The sequence below is a fragment of the Kosakonia radicincitans DSM 16656 genome (assembly GCF_000280495.2).
Classification (GTDB): Bacteria; Pseudomonadota; Gammaproteobacteria; order Enterobacterales; family Enterobacteriaceae; genus Kosakonia; species Kosakonia radicincitans.
This window is the reverse complement of record NZ_CP018016.1, coordinates 4240261-4256799: the sequence shown is the minus strand read 5'-3', so window position 1 is coordinate 4256799 and position 16539 is coordinate 4240261. Positions and strand designations below refer to the sequence as shown.

The window sequence follows — 16539 nt, the reverse complement described above, 5'->3', positions numbered from 1 at the left end:
GTCAAACTCAACCGTATTTACGGGCAAATTCCTGATCGGAGTTGCACAGATAAATAATAAATTCGACGAAAGAGATGATCGCCGGAATAAAGGTCCAGCAAAACAGAAGATAAAGGATCCCCTGTCCTGGTTTCCCTAAATAAAACTTGTGTGCACCAAAACCACCTAAGAAGAAGGCGAACAACGCAGCGGAAATTCGGCTTTTCTTCCCGGCAATATTTTGTGGCGCGCCGCAATGCGGGCAGGCCACCGCTTCTTTATGTATTTCCTTTCCGCAACCACGGCAAAACGCCATATCACTCATAAACACTCCTGTGTGTAAATCATTTATCATTCTTTGAAACATCCGGCCACATGTTATAGCGAAGCGGCAAGGTGGGTAAATAAAAAATATATTAGTTACATGGATATATTTGGTTGATTACATGTTTGCGATTTATATTATAAATCAGAGGTTCGGCAGCAAGGTGAAAAAATGAATATCAGCGATGTGGCAAAAAAAACCGGTTTAACCAGCAAAGCGATTCGTTTTTATGAAGAGAAAGGGCTGGTGACGCCGCCGATGCGCAGCGAGAACGGCTACCGCAGCTACAGCCAGCAGCACCTGAACGAACTGACGCTGCTGCGTCAGGCGCGGCAGGTTGGGTTTAACCTTGAAGAGTGCGGCGAACTGGTGACGTTGTTCAACGATCCGGCTCGCCACAGCGCCGATGTGAAAGCGCGGACATTACAAAAAGTGGCGGAGATTGAGCGTCATATTAAGGAATTACAGGTAATGCGCACGCAATTGCTGGCGCTGGCGGATTCTTGCCCTGGCGATGACAGCGCCGAGTGTCCGATTATTGATAACCTTTCCGGCTGCTGCCATCACGCGAAGGGGTGAGCACTATTCTCTCACGGCTTTAACCCGCAGCGTAATGCCCTCCACGGCAATCACTTCGACGCGCGTGCCGGCGGCGAGATCGTCGTCAGCGCTGACCGGCCATGAACTGTCGCCGACGCGCATATGACCACGCCCATTAACCAGTGCGTTATCCAGTTGAAAGCGGCGTCCCATCAGTTGTTGCCCGCGCAGATTAAGCGAAGCATCGGCGGGTTTCTGCTGTTTCACCCGGCTGCTCAGCCATTTCCACCATAGCCAGGCCGCCAGCAGGGTGAGCAGGGCAAACAGCACCCCTTGCCACTCCCAACTGAAAGGAATGATCCACGCCAGTAAACCGGTGATCACTGCCGCCACGCCGCTCCACAACAAATAGCCGTTACCGCCGAGCATTTCGGCGGCGAGCAGCAATCCGCCCAGCACCAGCCAGGCGAGGTGGGTATGTTCGAGCAGCAGCGCGATCATCGTTTAGTCCGCTCGCTGCTGCTGTCTTTGATAAGCTCAGCGATCCCGGCGATCGAGCCCATCAGGCTGCTGGCATCAAGTGGCATCATCACCACTTTGCTATTATTTGCAGAGCCGATCTGTTGCAGCGCTTCGGTGTATTTCTGTGCCACAAAGTAGTTCACCGCCTGAATATCCCCGGCGGCAATGGCTTCAGAAACCATCTGCGTTGCGCGAGCCTCCGCTTCGGCAGAACGTTCGCGCGCTTCCGCTTGCAGGAATGCCGATTGACGATCGCCTTCCGCTTTCAAAATCTGCGACTGTTTTTCCCCTTCGGCCTTGAGGATTTCCGCCTGGCGAATCCCTTCCGCTTCAAGGATATAAGCACGTTTGGTCCGTTCGGCTTTCATCTGCGCGTTCATCGAGGCAATCAGTTCTGCCGGTGGGCGAACGTCGCGGATCTCAATACGGGTTACCTTCACGCCCCACGGATTGGTGGCCTCATCAACAATGTGCAGCAGACGCGTGTTAATGCTGTCGCGCTGCGAGAGCATCTCGTCCAGCTCCATCGAGCCGAGCACCGTACGAATGTTGGTCATCGTCAGGTTGATGATTGCCAGTTCCAGATTGCTGACTTCATAAGCGGCGCGCGGCGCATCGATCACCTGAATAAAACAGACCGCGTCGATGGTGACGTTGGCGTTATCTTTCGAAATAACTTCCTGCGAGGGGATATCGAGGACCTGCTCCATCATATTGATTTTACGACCAATACGATCCATAAATGGCACCACCAGGCTCAGGCCCGGCTGTAGGGTTCGGGTAAAGCGGCCAAAGCGTTCCACCGTCCACTGGAAACCTTGCGGTACGATTTTGACGCCGGAAATAACCACGACCAGCGCGACAAAGATAAGAGCCAGAATGACGATTGGCATCAAAAAAACCTCCTGTTTAATTTGATGCCATCTTAGCCCGATTTGGCGATCAAAACAGCACGATCGCCAAATTTAGCGGGGGGGAATTAGTAGAGCAGGGAGTAAAGCTGGCGGCGGTATTTCGAGGCCAGTGCGTCGCCGGTTCCCAGCGCGGCAAGAATTTCTTGCAGCATTTTACGCGCTTCGCCGTTGGCGGCACTGAGATCTTTGCGCAGGTGGCTGAACAGCAACTCCAGCGCTTCTTCGTTGCGCCCGACCTGATGCAGTTGCAGTGCGAGTTGCGTTGCCAGCAGCGCGTCCTGCGGGTTGTCGGCAACCTGTTTTTGTAACTGCTGGATCTCCGGCGTATCGGCGGCTTTTTTAAGCAGTTCAATCTGCGCGACCAGCCCCTGATAGCGAGTATCCTGATCCTGTAACGGGATGGTTTTCAGCACGTTTTCGGCTTCATCCGCGCGGTTCAATACAATCAGCGTTTCCGCCAGCAGCAGGCCGATTTCGCTGTTTTGCTGCGAAAGCTGCCAGGCCTCTTTCAGCAGCGGCAACGCCTCGCCGTGCTTGCCTTCCTGCATCAGTTGCATCGCCTGTTGCGCTTTCAGTTCCTCTTCACGCGGCAGGACTTTATCCAGCAATGCGCGGATGGCCTCTTCCGGCTGCGGCCCCTGGAAACCATCAACCGGCTGGCCGTTCTGGAACAGGTAGACGGTAGGAATGGCGCGCAGACCAAACTGCGACGCCACCATTTGCTCGGCATCGCAATCGACTTTCGCCAGAATAAACTGTCCGTTGTACTGCGCGGCCAGGCTTTCCAGCACCGGTGTCAGTTGCTGGCAGTGCTGGCTACGATCGGACCAGAAATAGAACAGCACCGGCGTGGCCATCGACTGCTCAAGCACCTGTTGCAGATTCACTTCGGTAATATTGACAATATTCTGTACGGACATAGGAAATTCTCTGTTTTTTAACTCATTGTTCTTACATGGGGGAGGATATTGCGCCTTCAACTCATCCCCGCAAAATTTTATCCATCATGCGCCCAGGCAGCAGGCGTTTCAGCAGGCTCACTGCCCAGGTTACCAGCGTAACCGGATAGCGCATTTTGGGATGCGCGCTTTCAAAAGCATGGCGCACTTTTGCTACTACCGCCTCTGGGCCAAGGGTAAAACGTGCTGCGATGCCGGGATTTTCCACGGGTTTGTCGCGCTGCGTCTGATTAACGTTGTCGGTAAAACGGGTACGGATAGGGCCCGGCTCAATCAGACTTACTTTGACGCCGCTGTGGCGTAGCTCCATTCGTAAAGCGTCGGACCAGGCTTCAAGCGCATACTTGCTGGCGGCATAGGCACCGCGCCCGGGCGTAGAGATAAGCCCCATCACCGAGGAGGTCATCACAATGCGGCCTTCACCGTGCGGCGTCATGGCGGGCAGCAGGCGCATCGTCAGTTGGTGGGTGCCGAAAAAATTACTCGAAAACTGCTGTTCCAACTGCTGGCGGCTGATGGTTTCCAGCGAGCCGTAAACGCCATAACCCGCGTTATTGAAGAGGCCATACAGGCGGTTGTCGGTCAGAGCGATCACTTCATCGGCGGCGCGATCGACGCTCGCCGGATCGTCAAGATCCAGCAAAATACCGGTAAAGCCTTCCTGGTTCATGCGGGCGACATCGTCCGCTTTGCGGCAGGCAGCCAGTACGCGGAAACCCTGGCGTTTGAGTTCGCGCGCGCTTTCCAGACCGATACCGCTGGAACATCCTGTTATTAAGACCGTTTTTTGCATAACTTTACCTGCGGGGCGTGCCTGAATACTCAGGAGTCGTGGTTAACTAAGGGAGCCAGTCGCGTCGCCATCCAGTCGGCAATAAACGGCTGGGCATCGCGGTTGGGATGAATACCATCATCCTGCATCCATTGTGGTTTCAGATAGACCTCTTCCATAAAAAATGGCAGCAGAGGGACATCCAACTCTTTGGCGAGCTTAGGATAAATGGCGCTGAACGCCTCATTATAGCGGCGGCCGTAGTTGGCGGGCAGCCGAATTTGCATTAACAGCGGTTTTGCATTGGCGGCTTTGATCGTCTGCAACACCTGACGCAGCGTCTGTTCTGTCTGCTGCGGCGCAAAACCGCGAAGGCCATCGTTACCGCCCAGTTCGACCAGTACCCAATTCGGCTGATGTTCTTTAAGCAGCGCGGGCAGGCGCGATAGCCCCTGCTGCGAGGTATCCCCGCTGATGCTGGCGTTCACCACCGTCGGTTTCTGCTGCCATTTGTCATTGAGCAACGCGGGCCACGCCACGTTCGCCGCCATGCGGTAACCGGCGCTCAGGCTGTCGCCCAGAATCAGTAACGTGTCCGCCGCCGCGGCGCGAAAGGTCAACAAAAGCAACAACAGGAAGGGCAAATGCCAGCGGAAAACATTGTTGAAGTTCATCGTCTTAAGAAGTCCGTCGGTCAGGGGGAGCATGAGCTTTCCATCCTTACCGGAGTTGAGCTTGTTGTCAAACCGGCCGAGACCATCGCCCTGATTGGCGAATCGGGATCCGGTAAATCGACACTGCTGGCGATCCTCGCCGGGCTGGATGATGGCAGCAGTGGGGAGGTTCATCTGCTGGGTAAGCTGCTGCATGCGATGGATGAAGAGGCGCGAGCGACACTGCGGGCGCAGAATGTGGGTTTTGTTTTTCAGTCGTTTATGCTGATTCCCACGCTTAACGCGCTGGAAAACGTGGAGTTACCTGCCTTACTGCGCGGAGAAAACGGCGGCCAAAGCCGCGGCAGCGCCAAAGCCCTGCTGGAAGAGTTGGGGCTGGGCAAGCGCCTCGATCACCTGCCTGCGCAACTTTCTGGCGGCGAGCAGCAGCGAGTGGCGCTGGCGCGCGCCTTTAACGGCCGTCCGGCCGTGCTGTTTGCCGATGAACCCACCGGCAATCTCGATCGACAGACTGGCGACAAAATCGCTGACCTGCTGTTTTCCATGAATCAGCAGCACGGCACAACGTTAATTCTGGTGACGCACGATCTGCAACTGGCAGCGCGCTGCGACCGGCGTTTACGTCTGGTTAATGGCGAACTGCGGGAGGAAGCATGATTGCCCGCTGGTTCTGGCGTGAATGGCGCTCGCCTTCGCTGCTGATTGTCTGGATGGCGCTCAGCCTCGCTGTCGCTTGTGTGCTGGCGCTCGGCAATATCAGCGATCGGATGGAAAAAGGGCTGAGCCAGCAGAGCCGCGACTTTATGGCTGGCGATCGGGCGCTGCGCAGTTCCCGCGAAATCCCTGCAGCATGGCTGGATGAGGCGCGCAAACTCGGCCTGAAAGTGAGCGAGCAAATCAGCTTTAACACCATGACTTTCGCCGGAGATACGCCGCAACTGGCGGATGTGAAAGCGGTCGACGATCTTTACCCGCTTTATGGCGAGCTGCAAACCCGTCCAGCCGGGCTGAAGCCGCAGGCGGGCAGCGTATTGCTGGCACCACGGCTGATGGCCCTGCTCAATTTGAAGGTCGGCGATACGATCGATGTTGGTGATGCGACGTTACATATCGCCGGTGAAGTGGTTCAGGAACCTGATTCCGGTTTCAACCCCTTCCAGATGGCGCCGCGCCTGCTGATGAATGCGGCGGATGTGGCGAAGACCGGCGCCGTACAGCCGGGTAGCCGGGTAAGCTGGCGCGCAAAATTTGCCGGTACGCCCGCGCAGCTCGACGCCTACGAAAAGTGGTTGCTGCCGCAGCTAAAACCGGAGCATCGCTGGTACGGGATGGAGCAGGATGATGGGGCGCTCGGTAAATCGCTCCAGCGTTCGCAGCAGTTCCTGCTGCTTTCTGCGCTGCTAACTCTGCTGCTGGCGGTTGCTGCGGTGGCCGTGGCGATGGCGCACTACTGTCGCAGCCGTTACGATCTGGTCGCGGTGCTGAAAACCCTGGGTGCCGGGCGCGCGCAACTGCGCAAGTTGATTGTTGGACAGTGGCTGTTGGTGCTGGTGCTGGCAGTGGTGACGGGCGGTGTACTGGGGCTGGCTTTTGAAAGCTTGTTGATGGTGTTGCTCAAACCGGTGCTTCCCGCTGCGTTACCGCCAGCCAGCCTGTGGCCGTGGCTGTGGGCTGTCGGCGCGATGGTGGTGATTTCGTTGTTGGTGGGTTTGCGTCCTTATCGCTTGCTGTTAGCCACGCAGCCGTTGCGCGTATTGCGCCGCGATGCGGTGGCGAACGTCTGGCCGCTGAAGTTCTATATTCCTGTCATCTGCGCCGTGGCGATTTTGCTGCTGGCCTGGCTGATGGGGGGCAGTATGCTGCTGTGGTCGGTGCTGGCGGGAGCAGTGGTGCTGGCATTGTTGTGCGGCGTGGTCGGCTGGCTGCTGCTCAATGTTTTAAAACGGCTGACTCTGAAAGCGCTACCGCTGCGTCTGGCGGTGAATCGCCTGCTGCGCCAACCGTGGTCAACCCTGAGCCAACTGTCGGCATTTTCCCTCTCTTTTATGTTACTGGCGATGTTGCTGGTACTGCGCGGCGATCTGCTGGAGCGCTGGCAGCAGCAGTTGCCGCCGGAAAGCCCAAACTATTTCCTCATCAATATCGCGCCGGAACAGGTGGCGCCGGTGAAAGCGTTCCTGGCTGAACATCATGTGCGCCCGGAATCGTTCTATCCGATTGTGCGGGCCAGAATGACGCAGATTAACGGTCAATCCACCGAGGGGAATCAGGATGAAGCGCTGAACCGTGAACTGAATCTTACCTGGCAGCAGCAGCGACCGGAGCATAATCCGATCACTGCGGGAAGCTGGCCGCCAAAATCGGGTGAAGTTTCTGTCGAAGAGGGGCTGGCAGAACGGCTTGGCCTGAAGCCGGGCGACAGCGTAACCTTTATGGGCGATACGCAGGAGTTCAGCGCCAGAATCAGCAGTTTGCGTAAAGTTGACTGGGAAAGCATGCGCCCTAACTTCTTCTTTATCTTCCCGCAAGGGGCGCTTGATGGTCAGCCGCAAAGCTGGCTGACCAGCTTCCGCTGGGAAAATGGTAACAGCATGTTGACTCAGCTTAACCGGGAATTCCCCACCGTCAGCCTGCTGGATATTGGCGCAATTTTAAAACAAGTTGGCCAGGTGCTGGAGCAGGTAAGCCGGGCGCTGGAAGTGATGGTGGTGCTGGTCACTGCCTGCGGTCTGTTGCTGCTGCTGGCACAGGTTCAGGTAGGAATGCGTCAGCGTCACCAGGAACTGGTGGTTTATCGCACGCTGGGTGCGGGGAAACGACTGTTACGCGCCACGTTATGGTGCGAATTTGCCTTACTGGGCGCAGTCTCCGGGCTGGTGGCGGCCATTGGCGCAGAAACGGCGCTGGCGGTACTGCAAACCCGGGTATTTGATTTCCCCTGGCAGCCAGACTGGCGGCTGTGGATCACTCTGCCACTGTGTGGCGCGCTGCTGCTCTCCCTTTGCGGCGGTTGGCTTGGCGCGCGTCTGCTTAAGGGCAAAGCACTGTTTCGTCAATTCAGCAGTTAATCATTTCTCAATAACTTTTTAACGAAAAACACACCATTAATTCTAATGGTGTGTTTCCATTTCAAAGTGTAAATGCTTGGTTTCAAAGTATTTAGTAGCACAAAAAATCAAAAAATCCCCAACAGACGCGAACTTTTAGACGTTAGTATCTGCCCGCTAGTACTTACTAGTGGCGTCTATCCATCAAGGAAAAACCATGAAAATAAAAACAACCGCCCTGGCGACAGCCATTGGCGCAGCAGTGGCATTAACATCTTTCGCAACTCAGGCGGAAATCACCCTTCTTAAACAGGATCCACAGGCCGGCGATCCGCTGAGCCGACTGAACTTCACCGTTGGCGGTTCTATCCGTCCGCAGTTCGATAACGCGATGGGCAATAGCGACAAAGGCTCGTACAAACGTAACGGTTATGACGGCGGCACCCGCTTTCGTTTCGCGTCGGACTACTACCTGTTTGATGATATTAGCTGGATTAACTATTACGAACTGGGTGTGAACATTCCGGCGCTGTTCGACTGGGATAGTCACTACGCAGCAGGTTCCAACAATACCACCCGTCGTATGCTGTACACCGGTCTGAAAAGCAAAACCTGGGGTACGATGACCTTTGGTCAGCAGAACAGCATTTATTACGATGTCGTGGGTGCGAAAACCGATATCTGGGATTACGACATGAAAGCCCAGGCGCCGGGTAACGGTATCAAAGGTGATTACGACGGTTCTTACCGTTCACGTAAGATGCTGAAATACAAAAACACCTTTGGTGATTTTGATCTCTATGCCGCCTACCTGTTCTCCGATAGCGAACTGCTGCTGAAAAACAGCAGCATCCGTTACAAACGTAATGGCGGCGGTTCACTGGGTGTGGATTACCACCTGGCCAAAAACCTGACCTGGGGTACGGCGTGGAACTACACCAAAGCCAACGTGCGTAACAGCAGCACTGGCGATACTGACTCCTACAGCCAGAACATCTATGGTACAGCGCTGAGCTGGACGCCGGATAACTGGACCTTCTCCTTCGGCGGCGGCTGGTACGAAAACTTCCTGACCACCGGTCAGAAAAATGTTCACGACTACTTCGCGGGTGACGCGTGGGGTATTGAATATTTTGCCGGTTATAAAATCCCGGTGGGCCAGTACGCGCTTAAATATGTACAGCCGTACGTGATGGGCGACCGTCTGCAATACACCACTGGCCGCGACTATCAGCGTATCGACAACGGCGTAGGTGTGACCTTCCAGCTGGATTACGGTTTCCGTGTCGATTACGAACACGTATTCACCAGCAGCACCGACAAGTCTCTGGCCGATATGAACATTGTTCGTCTGCGTTACGACTTCTGATAAGCCATGCGCTGCCGGGTTTAGCGCTTAGTTTAAATCCGGCAATGCTTATCAATAAAAAGCATAACGAAACAGCCTATTACCCGCGAAAAGTGGGGCTTTTCGTTATGCTTCATCACCTTATCCTGAAAATATCTCCCCACCATTCAGTGACATAGTTCACAGCATAGTGAATTTTTTTCAATTACCGCAGGGCCGCGTTTGTGCCATCTTATCCTCCAGCCTTATTCACAGGGTGAAAATGGAACGCGGCGCATTGCACGTCGCGCCACACAGCATCTCAACTCGTTAGGGAGAATTTATGGGACGTCGTCTCAGCTTACGCGCTACCTTCGGCGCACTGCTTCTGGTATGCGGTTTACCTTTTGCTCACGCCAGCAGCGATCCGCACACGATCGTCTTCGGCGTGGCACCTGGCCCTTACGGCGATATGGTGAAACAGGCGATTGCGCCGTCGCTGAAAGAGAAGGGCTATAAAGTGGTGCTACGTGAATTCAGTGATTATGTACAACCCAACATGGCGCTGGCGAACGGCAGTATTGATGCGAACCTGTTTCAACACAGCCTCTATTTTGACAAATTCACCGCGGATAAAGGGCTGAAGTTAAGCAAACTGATCAGCGTACCAACGGCGGGAATGGGGTTTTACTCCCGTAAAATCAAAAGTCTGGATGAGTTGAAAAAGGGCGATATTGTCACGCTTTCCAACGATCCGACCAACCTGGCGCGCGGGCTGCGTTTCCTGCAATCGCTGGATCTTATCACCATCAAAGAGTCGATTGATCCGACTAAAGCCTCCGAGCGTGATATTGCCAGCAACCCGAAAGGGCTGGTGTTCAAACCGCTGGAAGCGGCACAACTGCCGCGCACGCTGGACGGGGTGACCGCTTCACTGGTCAACGGTAACTTTGCTATCGCTGCCGGGTTGAAGCTCTCTTCCGCGCTGAAGCAGGAACATCTGGATGAAAATCTGAAGAATATCATCGCAGTACGTACGGAAGATGCCGATAAGCCGTTCGCGAAGGATATTGTTGAAGTGGTGAAATCACCGGCTTATCGAGCGGTCATTGACGATCCCAACAATGTTTATGGCGCTTTCCAGAAACCCGACTGGATGACGCAAGCGGATAAGAAATAAGTTTCCGCTTGATTTGACTGGCAGGCTGCGGCCTGCCTTTTGTCGTTTGAGGTTTGCATGATTGAGATAGAGAAGGTTTGCGTCGATTTTCCCGCAGGTCGCGGGAGCGCAAGCGCTACGCGTGCCGTTGATTCGGTCTCGCTGCGCATCGCCGCAGGTGAAATTTTTGGCATTGTCGGTACCAGTGGCGCGGGCAAAAGCACATTGCTGCGCACATTAAATGCACTTACGCGTCCCAGCCAGGGCCGCGTAAATATTAATGGCGTGGAAATCTCCGCGCTGGATGGCGCAGCGCTGCGTCAGGCGCGTCAGCGCATTGGCATGATTTTTCAGCATTTTAATCTGATGCACACCCGCACGGTGGCGCAAAACGTGGCCTTTAGCCTGAAAGCGGCGGGCTGGGAGCGCAGCAAAATCGCCCCGCGTGTAGCGGAAATTCTGCAACTGGTTGGGTTGAGCGATAAAGCGCATCGTTATCCGGTACAGCTGAGCGGCGGGCAAAAACAGCGCGTGGGTATCGCGCGCGCGATTGCCAACCATCCGGATGTATTGCTGTGCGACGAGCCGACTTCCGCGCTGGATCTGGAAACTTCCGCCACCATTCTGGCGCTGTTAAAACAGATCAACGAACAACTGGGGATCACGATTGTGCTGATCACCCATGAAATGAATGTGATCAAATCGATCTGCGATCGGGTGGCGGTAATGTCAGGCGGTAAAGTGGTGGAAGAGGGGGAAGTGTTTGATATTTTTGCCCATCCACAGCATGCATTCACCCAACAACTGGTATCGCACACGTTGAACCTGACGCTACCGGAACGTTTACAGCAACATTTACCGGGGCAACTGCTGAAGATCCTGTTTATTGGCGACTCCGCCGAACAGCCGGTACTCTCCGATGCGGCGGTGAAGTTTGGCGTGGCGGTGAATATTCTGCACGGCAAAATTGAGTATATCGGTGAGCGCGCGCTGGGGATGCTGGTGGTGCAATTGTCCTCTGCTGAAAATCCGCATCGGGTGGCAGAAGCCGTTGATTACATTCGCAACCGTACCGCACAGGTGGAGGTGATCCGTGGATGATTTACTGGCCGATTTAAGCCTGGCTTTTGGCGAAACCTTCCAGATGTTGAGCATTTCGACGGTGCTGGCGATTGTTGGCGGTTTGCCGTTAGGTTTTTTGATTTTCGTAACCGATCGCCACCTTTTCTGGCAGAATCGCGCGGTTTATTTAATCAGCTCTGTGCTGGTCAATATTATTCGTTCGGTGCCGTTTGTCATCCTGCTGGTGTTGCTGCTGCCGTTAACCCAATGGCTGCTCGGCAATACCATTGGGCCGATTGCCGCTTCCGTGCCGCTGTCTGTTGCGGCTATCGCTTTTTACGCCCGGCTGGTTGATAGCGCGCTGCGTGAAGTGGACAAAGGGATCATCGAAGCCGCTGAAGCCTTCGGCGCCAGCCCGCTACGCATTATCTGTACGGTGCTGCTGCCGGAGGCCAGCGCCGGCTTACTGCGCGGTCTGACTATCACGCTGGTGAGCCTGATTGGCTACTCGGCGATGGCTGGGATTGTCGGCGGTGGCGGTGTGGGCGATCTGGCGATTCGTTACGGCTACTATCGTTATGAAACGCAGGTGATGATTGTCACCGTGGTGGCGCTGATCGTGCTGGTGCAGGTGGTGCAGATGCTGGGTGACTGGCTGGCAAAACGCGCCGATAAGCGCGATCGTCATTGATATCCCACGAGCGGGTTCATGTGGTCGACCCGCTCACCGGGCAGACCGGGGATCGTTGCCAGCCACCGACATTACTGCTGGTTATTTTGTGCCGCCAGCCAGGCGGCCGTTTCATCGTAATTGCCGCGGAAGATAATATCTTTCGCGCGCTTTTCTAACTGATAGCGATACATCGGGTCGTAATACTCTTCAAGCAGCGGCGCAAGCCACGCAAAATGCGCGCTTGTGTTCCCGGAACGCTGTTGTTGAATCAGCGCTTCCTCCTGGCGGGCGCTAAGCTGTGCGAAACGCTGTAACCCAAGGCGGCGGCGAATCGCAAACAGACCGTGGCGCAGGTACTCTGCGTAAGCCTGCCAGCCTGCTTCTTCACCATCGCGCTGGATAAAGGCTTGTGACATCTGCAAAAAATAGTCGTTACGCAGGCGCTCAAGCCGCTGCTCAAACGGCTCTTCCACCACCGCCAGCGGTGATTGCGCCATGCGCTCACGCAGTATTGCTGGCATATGATTCGCGCCAATCGCGTGCCCTTCATCCTCCAGCAGCCAGAAAGCGGGAGACGTTTTCAGCAGTACCGCAGCCAGTTGATTTTCAAAACTGGCCTGCGAAAGTTGCGCTTGCAGCGTGCGGCCAAATGAGGAGCCGCGATGGCGGGCAAGCCCCTCCAGATCGATCCCGTTATGTCGGGATGCCACCAGTAGCGTTTTGCCGCTACCGGTACAGCCGCCAATCAGCAACAGCGGGCGCTGCAAACGCTGATGTATCGCCTCTATTGCTGCCTGACGCAGTGTTTTGTAGCCGCCGATGACCAGCGGGTAGTCAACTCCTCGCTCGCGTAACCACTGCTGTACGATGTGCGAACGCTGACCGCCGCGCGCGCAGCAGATATAGCCGCGTGGATTTTGCTTGCAGGCCTGGAGCCATGCCTGCATTCGTTGTTCCCGCAATTCGCCCTGAACCAAGTGGTGACCCAGACGCAACGCGGCCTCCGGTCCCGCTTTTTTGTAGCAGGTGCCGACGGCGGCGCGCTCGCTATCATTCATCAGCGGCAGGTTAATGGCGCCAGGCAGGGCACCTTGTTGAAACTCAATCGGTGCGCGGACATCAATAAGAGGAGTGGTATCACGCAGGATAGTCAGGTAATCCGTCGTGTCGTTCATGGGGCTTCCTTCTGCAAAACGCTGGCGGTAACCGCCGCGTGCAGATTTTACGCCCGAAGCTGCCGAGATCAATGGCGGGAGCTAATCGCTTTTTAATGTGTAACAGGATGCCCACACTATATCCCGGCACAGCGCCTATATTCGTCCTTTTATACTACAGCCCAGATTAATCTGTGTGATGTCAGACTGTCGACATAAACGGAATGGTTCGTTTGAGTTATCTTATTGGGATATGAGATTTAACTTATTATTTAATAACTCTTTAATTGTGGTTGGTTAATCGCCCGGTGCATTATTTTTAAGCCAGTTTCATTCGGTTAAATATACAAGGAGGAAGTATGTTTAAATGTTGGTTTACTGCACCGAAAAATAAAGGGTTTTCATCCTTTTACTTTTATCAGCCCGATACGAAAGAATTTTGTCGTATCCGTCTGGAACTCAATCGCCGTTCACGGGGGAGCGATGATGGCAGGACGTCAGTTTTTTATCACCCCTACAGAGTAGTGGGTTTTTCTACCAGAAAAGATCTTGATTGCAATAATCGACGACTATGGCATATCCAGAAAGCAAGAGAGGGCGATCGCTTAATTTATCAGGGAGATCTTTTACTCAATTCTGAACCAAATAGACATGAGAAATATATTTATGATAGTGCAAATACATATACAGGAATTCATAAAGGAAGCCCGGTGGTTCCTTTTGACGAGGCAATATTACCGCCCGGTGTCAGGAAATATCATTTGCTGAAATTAGCGAAAATTGCCGTTATGTGGAAAAAAGATATTTACCTGACACCCAAAAATGCCTCCCCCGAGCAGTTGGCAAATAAAATTCTGGCGGAGATTAATTTCCCGCAGATGATCTGTGATGTTGTGGCGCGAATCTGATATGTGTACAGGATGTTTACGAGAGCAGCTTGCTTCAAAGGAACGCGACAAGCGAAATTGAAAACGCTGGCGATGACCGCCAGCGTAGAGATCGAGGATTATTGCAGTTTTGACTGCGCCCAGGCGATGCCGCTGGCATATTCCGGCGGCAACAGCGGAACCAGCGCTTCCAGCGTGGCGCTCAGACGGGAGGTATCGCTGTCGTTGAGGTTCAGGTGACCCACCTTACGCCCCGGACGCACCTCTTTATCGTACCAGTGCAGATGCACCAGCGGCAGCTTAAGCCAGTCGTAATTGAGATCGCTGCCAATCAGGTTGATCATCACCGACGGGCTGTTGACTACCGGTGGCGGCAGTGGTAAATCCACTACCGCGCGCAGATGCAGTTCAAACTGACTGATTGAGGCACCGTTTTGCGTCCAGTGGCCGCTGTTGTGAACACGCGGCGCCAGCTCGTTAATCAGCAGCCCGGCCGGGGTGACAAAGCACTCCATCGCCATCACGCCGACGTAGTGCAACTCGTGCATGATTGCCGAGAGCATCTCTTCGGCCTGCTGCTGCAGTTCGGCATTGGCCTGCGGGAAAACCACGCTGGTACGCAAAATGCCGTCCTGATGCAGGTTGTGCGTCAGCGGATAAAACACTGTGCTGCCATCATGGCCGCGCGCGCCAACCAGTGACACTTCACCTGAAAAGTTGATGCCCTGCTCGACGATGCACTCGCCGTAGCACTCTTCCGGCAGTTGATCGGTATCGGCAGCCCGCAGACGCCACTGGCCGCGGCCGTCATAGCCGCCGACGCGGCGTTTGACGATGGCCAGCTCGCCCAGGCGCGAAAACACGCCCGGCCACTCGCTTTTCTCTGCCAGCAGTTGCCATGGCGCGGTGGCGAGTTGCAGCTTGTCAAAGAGTTGTTTTTGCGTCAGACGATCCGCAATCACCGGAAATACGTCGCGGTTTACAAACGCCGGATGACGCGCCAGTTCGCGGGTCAGCGCCGTTTCCGGCCAGCGTTCAATTTCTGCCGTGATCACGCTCTGCTGAAACGGCACCGCTTCCGGCGCTGCGTCCAGCCCGACCGGCCATACTGCAATGCTCAGCGGCTCGCCAGCCTGGCGCAGCATGCGGCCAAGCTGACCATTACCTAATACGCAGACCTGCTTCATGCCGCCCCCCGGGGATCCGGATTGTCCAGCACTTCATCGGTCTGGGTTTTGCGCCACTGCGCCAGACGCTGATGCAGTGCAGCATCATGCTGGGCGAGGATTTGCGCGGCCAGTAGCGCCGCGTTTGCTGCGCCAGCTTTGCCGATCGCCAGCGTACCAACAGGAATACCGCGCGGCATCTGGACGATAGAGTAGAGGCTATCGACGCCGCTCAGCGCGGCGCTTTGTACTGGTACACCCAGCACCGGCACCAGCGTTTTGGCCGCAATCATCCCTGGCAAATGCGCCGCGCCGCCAGCACCGGCGATAATCACCTGAAAACCGTTCTGCTCTGCGCTTTCGGCGAAGCTAAACAGTTTATCCGGAGTGCGGTGTGCGGAGACGATTTCAACATGGTGCGGGACGTTCAGGGTATCGAGGATTTCTGCGGCGAACTGCATGGTTGCCCAGTCGCTTTTCGATCCCATAACAATGGCGATGCGCGCCGGTTGGTTGCTTGAAGACATGCGTCTCAAAACTCCTGTGGGTGTACTTCAGACGACAAAAGAGGGCACAGAGAATAGCATGTAAAATGACGAAGGAAAACGGTTGCGTGGCGATGTTTTGCGCGTTTGCCGCGACGCGTGCGTTGCTAATCAGAAGGGAAAAAAGAGCAGTTCGACACCAGTTTCGCTGACGCGCACCATCGAACCTTCACTGTGCCAGGCACCTAAAACAGCCCGAAATGCGGGCGCGTTGTTCGCGGTGAGTTCATGTACTGCCGGGCGGTGCGTATGGCCATGGATCAGCCACTGAACGCGGTGCTTTTCCAGAGCGTCGATGACGGCTTGCGGATTTACGTCCATGATCTTAAGCGATTTACTGCTGTTAGCGGCTTTACTTCCGGCGCGCATTTTCGCGGCGACACGGCGGCGGATAAACAGCGGCAGGGCGAGAAACAGGGCTTGTATCCACGGCGTGTGGACTTTTTTGCGAAACGCCTGGTAACCGGCATCGTCGGTACACAGCGTATCGCCGTGCATGATCAGTATCTTACGGCCATACAGATCGAGCACTTGCGTTTCCGGCAGCAGTTGCATACCGCTTTGGCGGGCAAAGCGTTTGCCGAGCAGAAAATCACGGTTGCCGTGAATGAAGTAACAGGGTACGCCGCTTTCAACCAGCGATTTGATGGCGCTGGCGATTTGCTGGTGCAGCGGGTTGGGATCGTCATCGCCGATCCAGGCTTCAAACAGATCGCCCAGAATATAGAGCGCGTCCGCCTGGCGAGCCTCACCGGCTAAAAAACGCAGAAAACCGGCGGTGATCGCCGGTTCTTCTGTTTGCAGGTGCAAATCTGCAATAAAGAGTGTCGCCAC

At 55.0% G+C, this 16539-nt stretch carries 18 protein-coding genes; 8 read left to right on the top strand and 10 right to left on the bottom strand.

The annotated features are described in order from the left end of the window. Window positions 1-7: 7 nt before the first annotated feature. Window positions 8-304, bottom strand: coding sequence for a TM2 domain-containing protein (locus tag Y71_RS20495; protein WP_007373606.1), 297 nt, complete (start codon window positions 302-304; stop codon window positions 8-10). Between the two features lie 171 nt (window positions 305-475). Between Y71_RS20495 and cueR the strand changes: the two genes are divergently transcribed. Further along, window positions 476-883 carry a Cu(I)-responsive transcriptional regulator gene (cueR, locus tag Y71_RS20490; RefSeq protein ID WP_007373607.1) on the top strand — a complete coding sequence of 136 codons (408 nt, stop codon included), beginning with the start codon at window positions 476-478 and terminating at the stop codon, window positions 881-883. A gap of 3 nt (window positions 884-886) precedes the next feature. Here the strand turns inward: cueR and Y71_RS20485 are convergent, their stop codons facing one another. From Y71_RS20485 to tesA, 5 genes are all read right to left on the bottom strand, one after another. Then, window positions 887-1345, bottom strand: a complete 459-nt coding sequence (locus Y71_RS20485) for an NfeD family protein (protein WP_007373608.1) — start codon at window positions 1343-1345, stop codon at window positions 887-889. After that, entirely contained in the window at window positions 1342-2259 is a 918-nt protein-coding gene (locus Y71_RS20480) for an SPFH domain-containing protein (RefSeq protein ID WP_007373609.1), read from the bottom strand. The genes Y71_RS20485 and Y71_RS20480 overlap by 4 nt, the downstream gene beginning before the upstream one ends. Before the next feature lie 86 nt (window positions 2260-2345). Continuing rightward, entirely contained in the window at window positions 2346-3200 is an 855-nt protein-coding gene (locus Y71_RS20475) for a co-chaperone YbbN (RefSeq protein WP_007373610.1), read from the bottom strand. 61 nt (window positions 3201-3261) lie between these two features. Next, window positions 3262-4032, bottom strand: a complete 771-nt coding sequence (locus Y71_RS20470; protein ID WP_007373611.1) for an SDR family oxidoreductase — start codon at window positions 4030-4032, stop codon at window positions 3262-3264. Between the two features lie 29 nt (window positions 4033-4061). After that, entirely contained in the window at window positions 4062-4685 is a 624-nt protein-coding gene (gene tesA / locus Y71_RS20465; protein WP_007373612.1) for a multifunctional acyl-CoA thioesterase I/protease I/lysophospholipase L1, read from the bottom strand. Here tesA and ybbA point away from each other — a divergent pair. From ybbA to Y71_RS20435, 6 genes are all read left to right on the top strand, one after another. Further along, window positions 4656-5342, top strand: a complete 687-nt coding sequence (gene ybbA, locus Y71_RS20460; RefSeq protein ID WP_007373613.1) for a putative ABC transporter ATP-binding protein YbbA — start codon at window positions 4656-4658, stop codon at window positions 5340-5342. The genes tesA and ybbA overlap by 30 nt on opposite strands. Further along, window positions 5339-7753: a putative ABC transporter permease subunit YbbP gene (ybbP, locus tag Y71_RS20455; RefSeq protein ID WP_007373614.1), complete on the top strand. Its 2415-nt coding sequence runs from the start codon at window positions 5339-5341 to the stop codon at window positions 7751-7753. Before ybbA ends, ybbP begins: the two co-directional genes overlap by 4 nt. A gap of 196 nt (window positions 7754-7949) precedes the next feature. Further along, entirely contained in the window at window positions 7950-9101 is a 1152-nt protein-coding gene (locus Y71_RS20450) for a porin (protein ID WP_007373615.1), read from the top strand. A gap of 301 nt (window positions 9102-9402) precedes the next feature. Beyond that, on the top strand, window positions 9403-10239 hold the full coding sequence (locus Y71_RS20445; protein ID WP_007373616.1) for a MetQ/NlpA family ABC transporter substrate-binding protein: 837 nt from the start codon (window positions 9403-9405) through the stop codon (window positions 10237-10239). Window positions 10240-10296: 57 nt separating this feature from the next. Beyond that, window positions 10297-11319 (top strand): virulence-associated ABC transporter ATP-binding protein SfbB, encoded by a 1023-nt coding sequence (gene sfbB / locus Y71_RS20440; RefSeq protein ID WP_007373617.1) that lies wholly within the window; start codon window positions 10297-10299, stop codon window positions 11317-11319. Continuing rightward, window positions 11312-11971, top strand: a complete 660-nt coding sequence (locus Y71_RS20435; protein WP_007373618.1) for a methionine ABC transporter permease — start codon at window positions 11312-11314, stop codon at window positions 11969-11971. The genes sfbB and Y71_RS20435 overlap by 8 nt, the downstream gene beginning before the upstream one ends. Before the next feature lie 71 nt (window positions 11972-12042). Here the strand turns inward: Y71_RS20435 and mnmH are convergent, their stop codons facing one another. Beyond that, the gene (mnmH, locus tag Y71_RS20430) at window positions 12043-13128 is read right to left on the bottom strand and encodes a tRNA 2-selenouridine(34) synthase MnmH (protein ID WP_007373619.1); all 1086 of its coding nucleotides are present in this window, start codon (window positions 13126-13128) and stop codon (window positions 12043-12045) included. A gap of 338 nt (window positions 13129-13466) precedes the next feature. Here mnmH and Y71_RS30125 point away from each other — a divergent pair, with 338 nt between their 5' ends. Then, a complete protein-coding gene (locus Y71_RS30125; protein ID WP_007373620.1) occupies window positions 13467-14015 on the top strand; it encodes a hypothetical protein in 549 nt (182 codons plus the stop codon). A gap of 98 nt (window positions 14016-14113) precedes the next feature. On the opposite strand, the gene purK is transcribed toward Y71_RS30125, so the two are convergent. The 3 genes from purK to lpxH form a co-directional block, all read right to left on the bottom strand. Beyond that, window positions 14114-15181, bottom strand: coding sequence for a 5-(carboxyamino)imidazole ribonucleotide synthase (gene purK, locus Y71_RS20425; RefSeq protein ID WP_007373621.1), 1068 nt, complete (start codon window positions 15179-15181; stop codon window positions 14114-14116). Beyond that, complete coding sequence (gene purE, locus Y71_RS20420) at window positions 15178-15687, bottom strand: 5-(carboxyamino)imidazole ribonucleotide mutase (RefSeq protein WP_007373622.1); 510 nt, start codon at window positions 15685-15687, stop codon at window positions 15178-15180. Before purE ends, purK begins: the two co-directional genes overlap by 4 nt. 129 nt (window positions 15688-15816) lie before the next feature. Continuing rightward, a complete protein-coding gene (gene lpxH / locus Y71_RS20415) occupies window positions 15817-16539 on the bottom strand; it encodes a UDP-2,3-diacylglucosamine diphosphatase (RefSeq protein ID WP_007373623.1) in 723 nt (240 codons plus the stop codon).

Excerpts from the sequence above, each read along its gene's own strand:
- Y71_RS20495 (WP_007373606.1), bottom strand. The coding sequence starts at position 304 with ATGAGTGATATGGCGTTTTGCCGTGGTTGCGGAAAGGAAATACATAAA.
- cueR (WP_007373607.1), top strand. The coding sequence starts at position 476 with ATGAATATCAGCGATGTGGCAAAAAAAACCGGTTTAACCAGCAAAGCG.
- Y71_RS20485 (WP_007373608.1), bottom strand. The coding sequence starts at position 1,345 with ATGATCGCGCTGCTGCTCGAACATACCCACCTCGCCTGGCTGGTGCTG.
- Y71_RS20480 (WP_007373609.1), bottom strand. The coding sequence starts at position 2,259 with ATGCCAATCGTCATTCTGGCTCTTATCTTTGTCGCGCTGGTCGTGGTT.
- Y71_RS20475 (WP_007373610.1), bottom strand. The coding sequence starts at position 3,200 with ATGTCCGTACAGAATATTGTCAATATTACCGAAGTGAATCTGCAACAG.
- Y71_RS20470 (WP_007373611.1), bottom strand. The coding sequence starts at position 4,032 with ATGCAAAAAACGGTCTTAATAACAGGATGTTCCAGCGGTATCGGTCTG.
- ybbA (WP_007373613.1), top strand. The coding sequence starts at position 4,656 with ATGCCAGCGGAAAACATTGTTGAAGTTCATCGTCTTAAGAAGTCCGTC.
- tesA (WP_007373612.1), bottom strand. The coding sequence starts at position 4,685 with ATGAACTTCAACAATGTTTTCCGCTGGCATTTGCCCTTCCTGTTGTTG.
- ybbP (WP_007373614.1), top strand. The coding sequence starts at position 5,339 with ATGATTGCCCGCTGGTTCTGGCGTGAATGGCGCTCGCCTTCGCTGCTG.
- Y71_RS20450 (WP_007373615.1), top strand. The coding sequence starts at position 7,950 with ATGAAAATAAAAACAACCGCCCTGGCGACAGCCATTGGCGCAGCAGTG.
- Y71_RS20445 (WP_007373616.1), top strand. The coding sequence starts at position 9,403 with ATGGGACGTCGTCTCAGCTTACGCGCTACCTTCGGCGCACTGCTTCTG.
- sfbB (WP_007373617.1), top strand. The coding sequence starts at position 10,297 with ATGATTGAGATAGAGAAGGTTTGCGTCGATTTTCCCGCAGGTCGCGGG.
- mnmH (WP_007373619.1), bottom strand. The coding sequence starts at position 13,128 with ATGAACGACACGACGGATTACCTGACTATCCTGCGTGATACCACTCCT.
- Y71_RS30125 (WP_007373620.1), top strand. The coding sequence starts at position 13,467 with ATGTTTAAATGTTGGTTTACTGCACCGAAAAATAAAGGGTTTTCATCC.
- purK (WP_007373621.1), bottom strand. The coding sequence starts at position 15,181 with ATGAAGCAGGTCTGCGTATTAGGTAATGGTCAGCTTGGCCGCATGCTG.
- purE (WP_007373622.1), bottom strand. The coding sequence starts at position 15,687 with ATGTCTTCAAGCAACCAACCGGCGCGCATCGCCATTGTTATGGGATCG.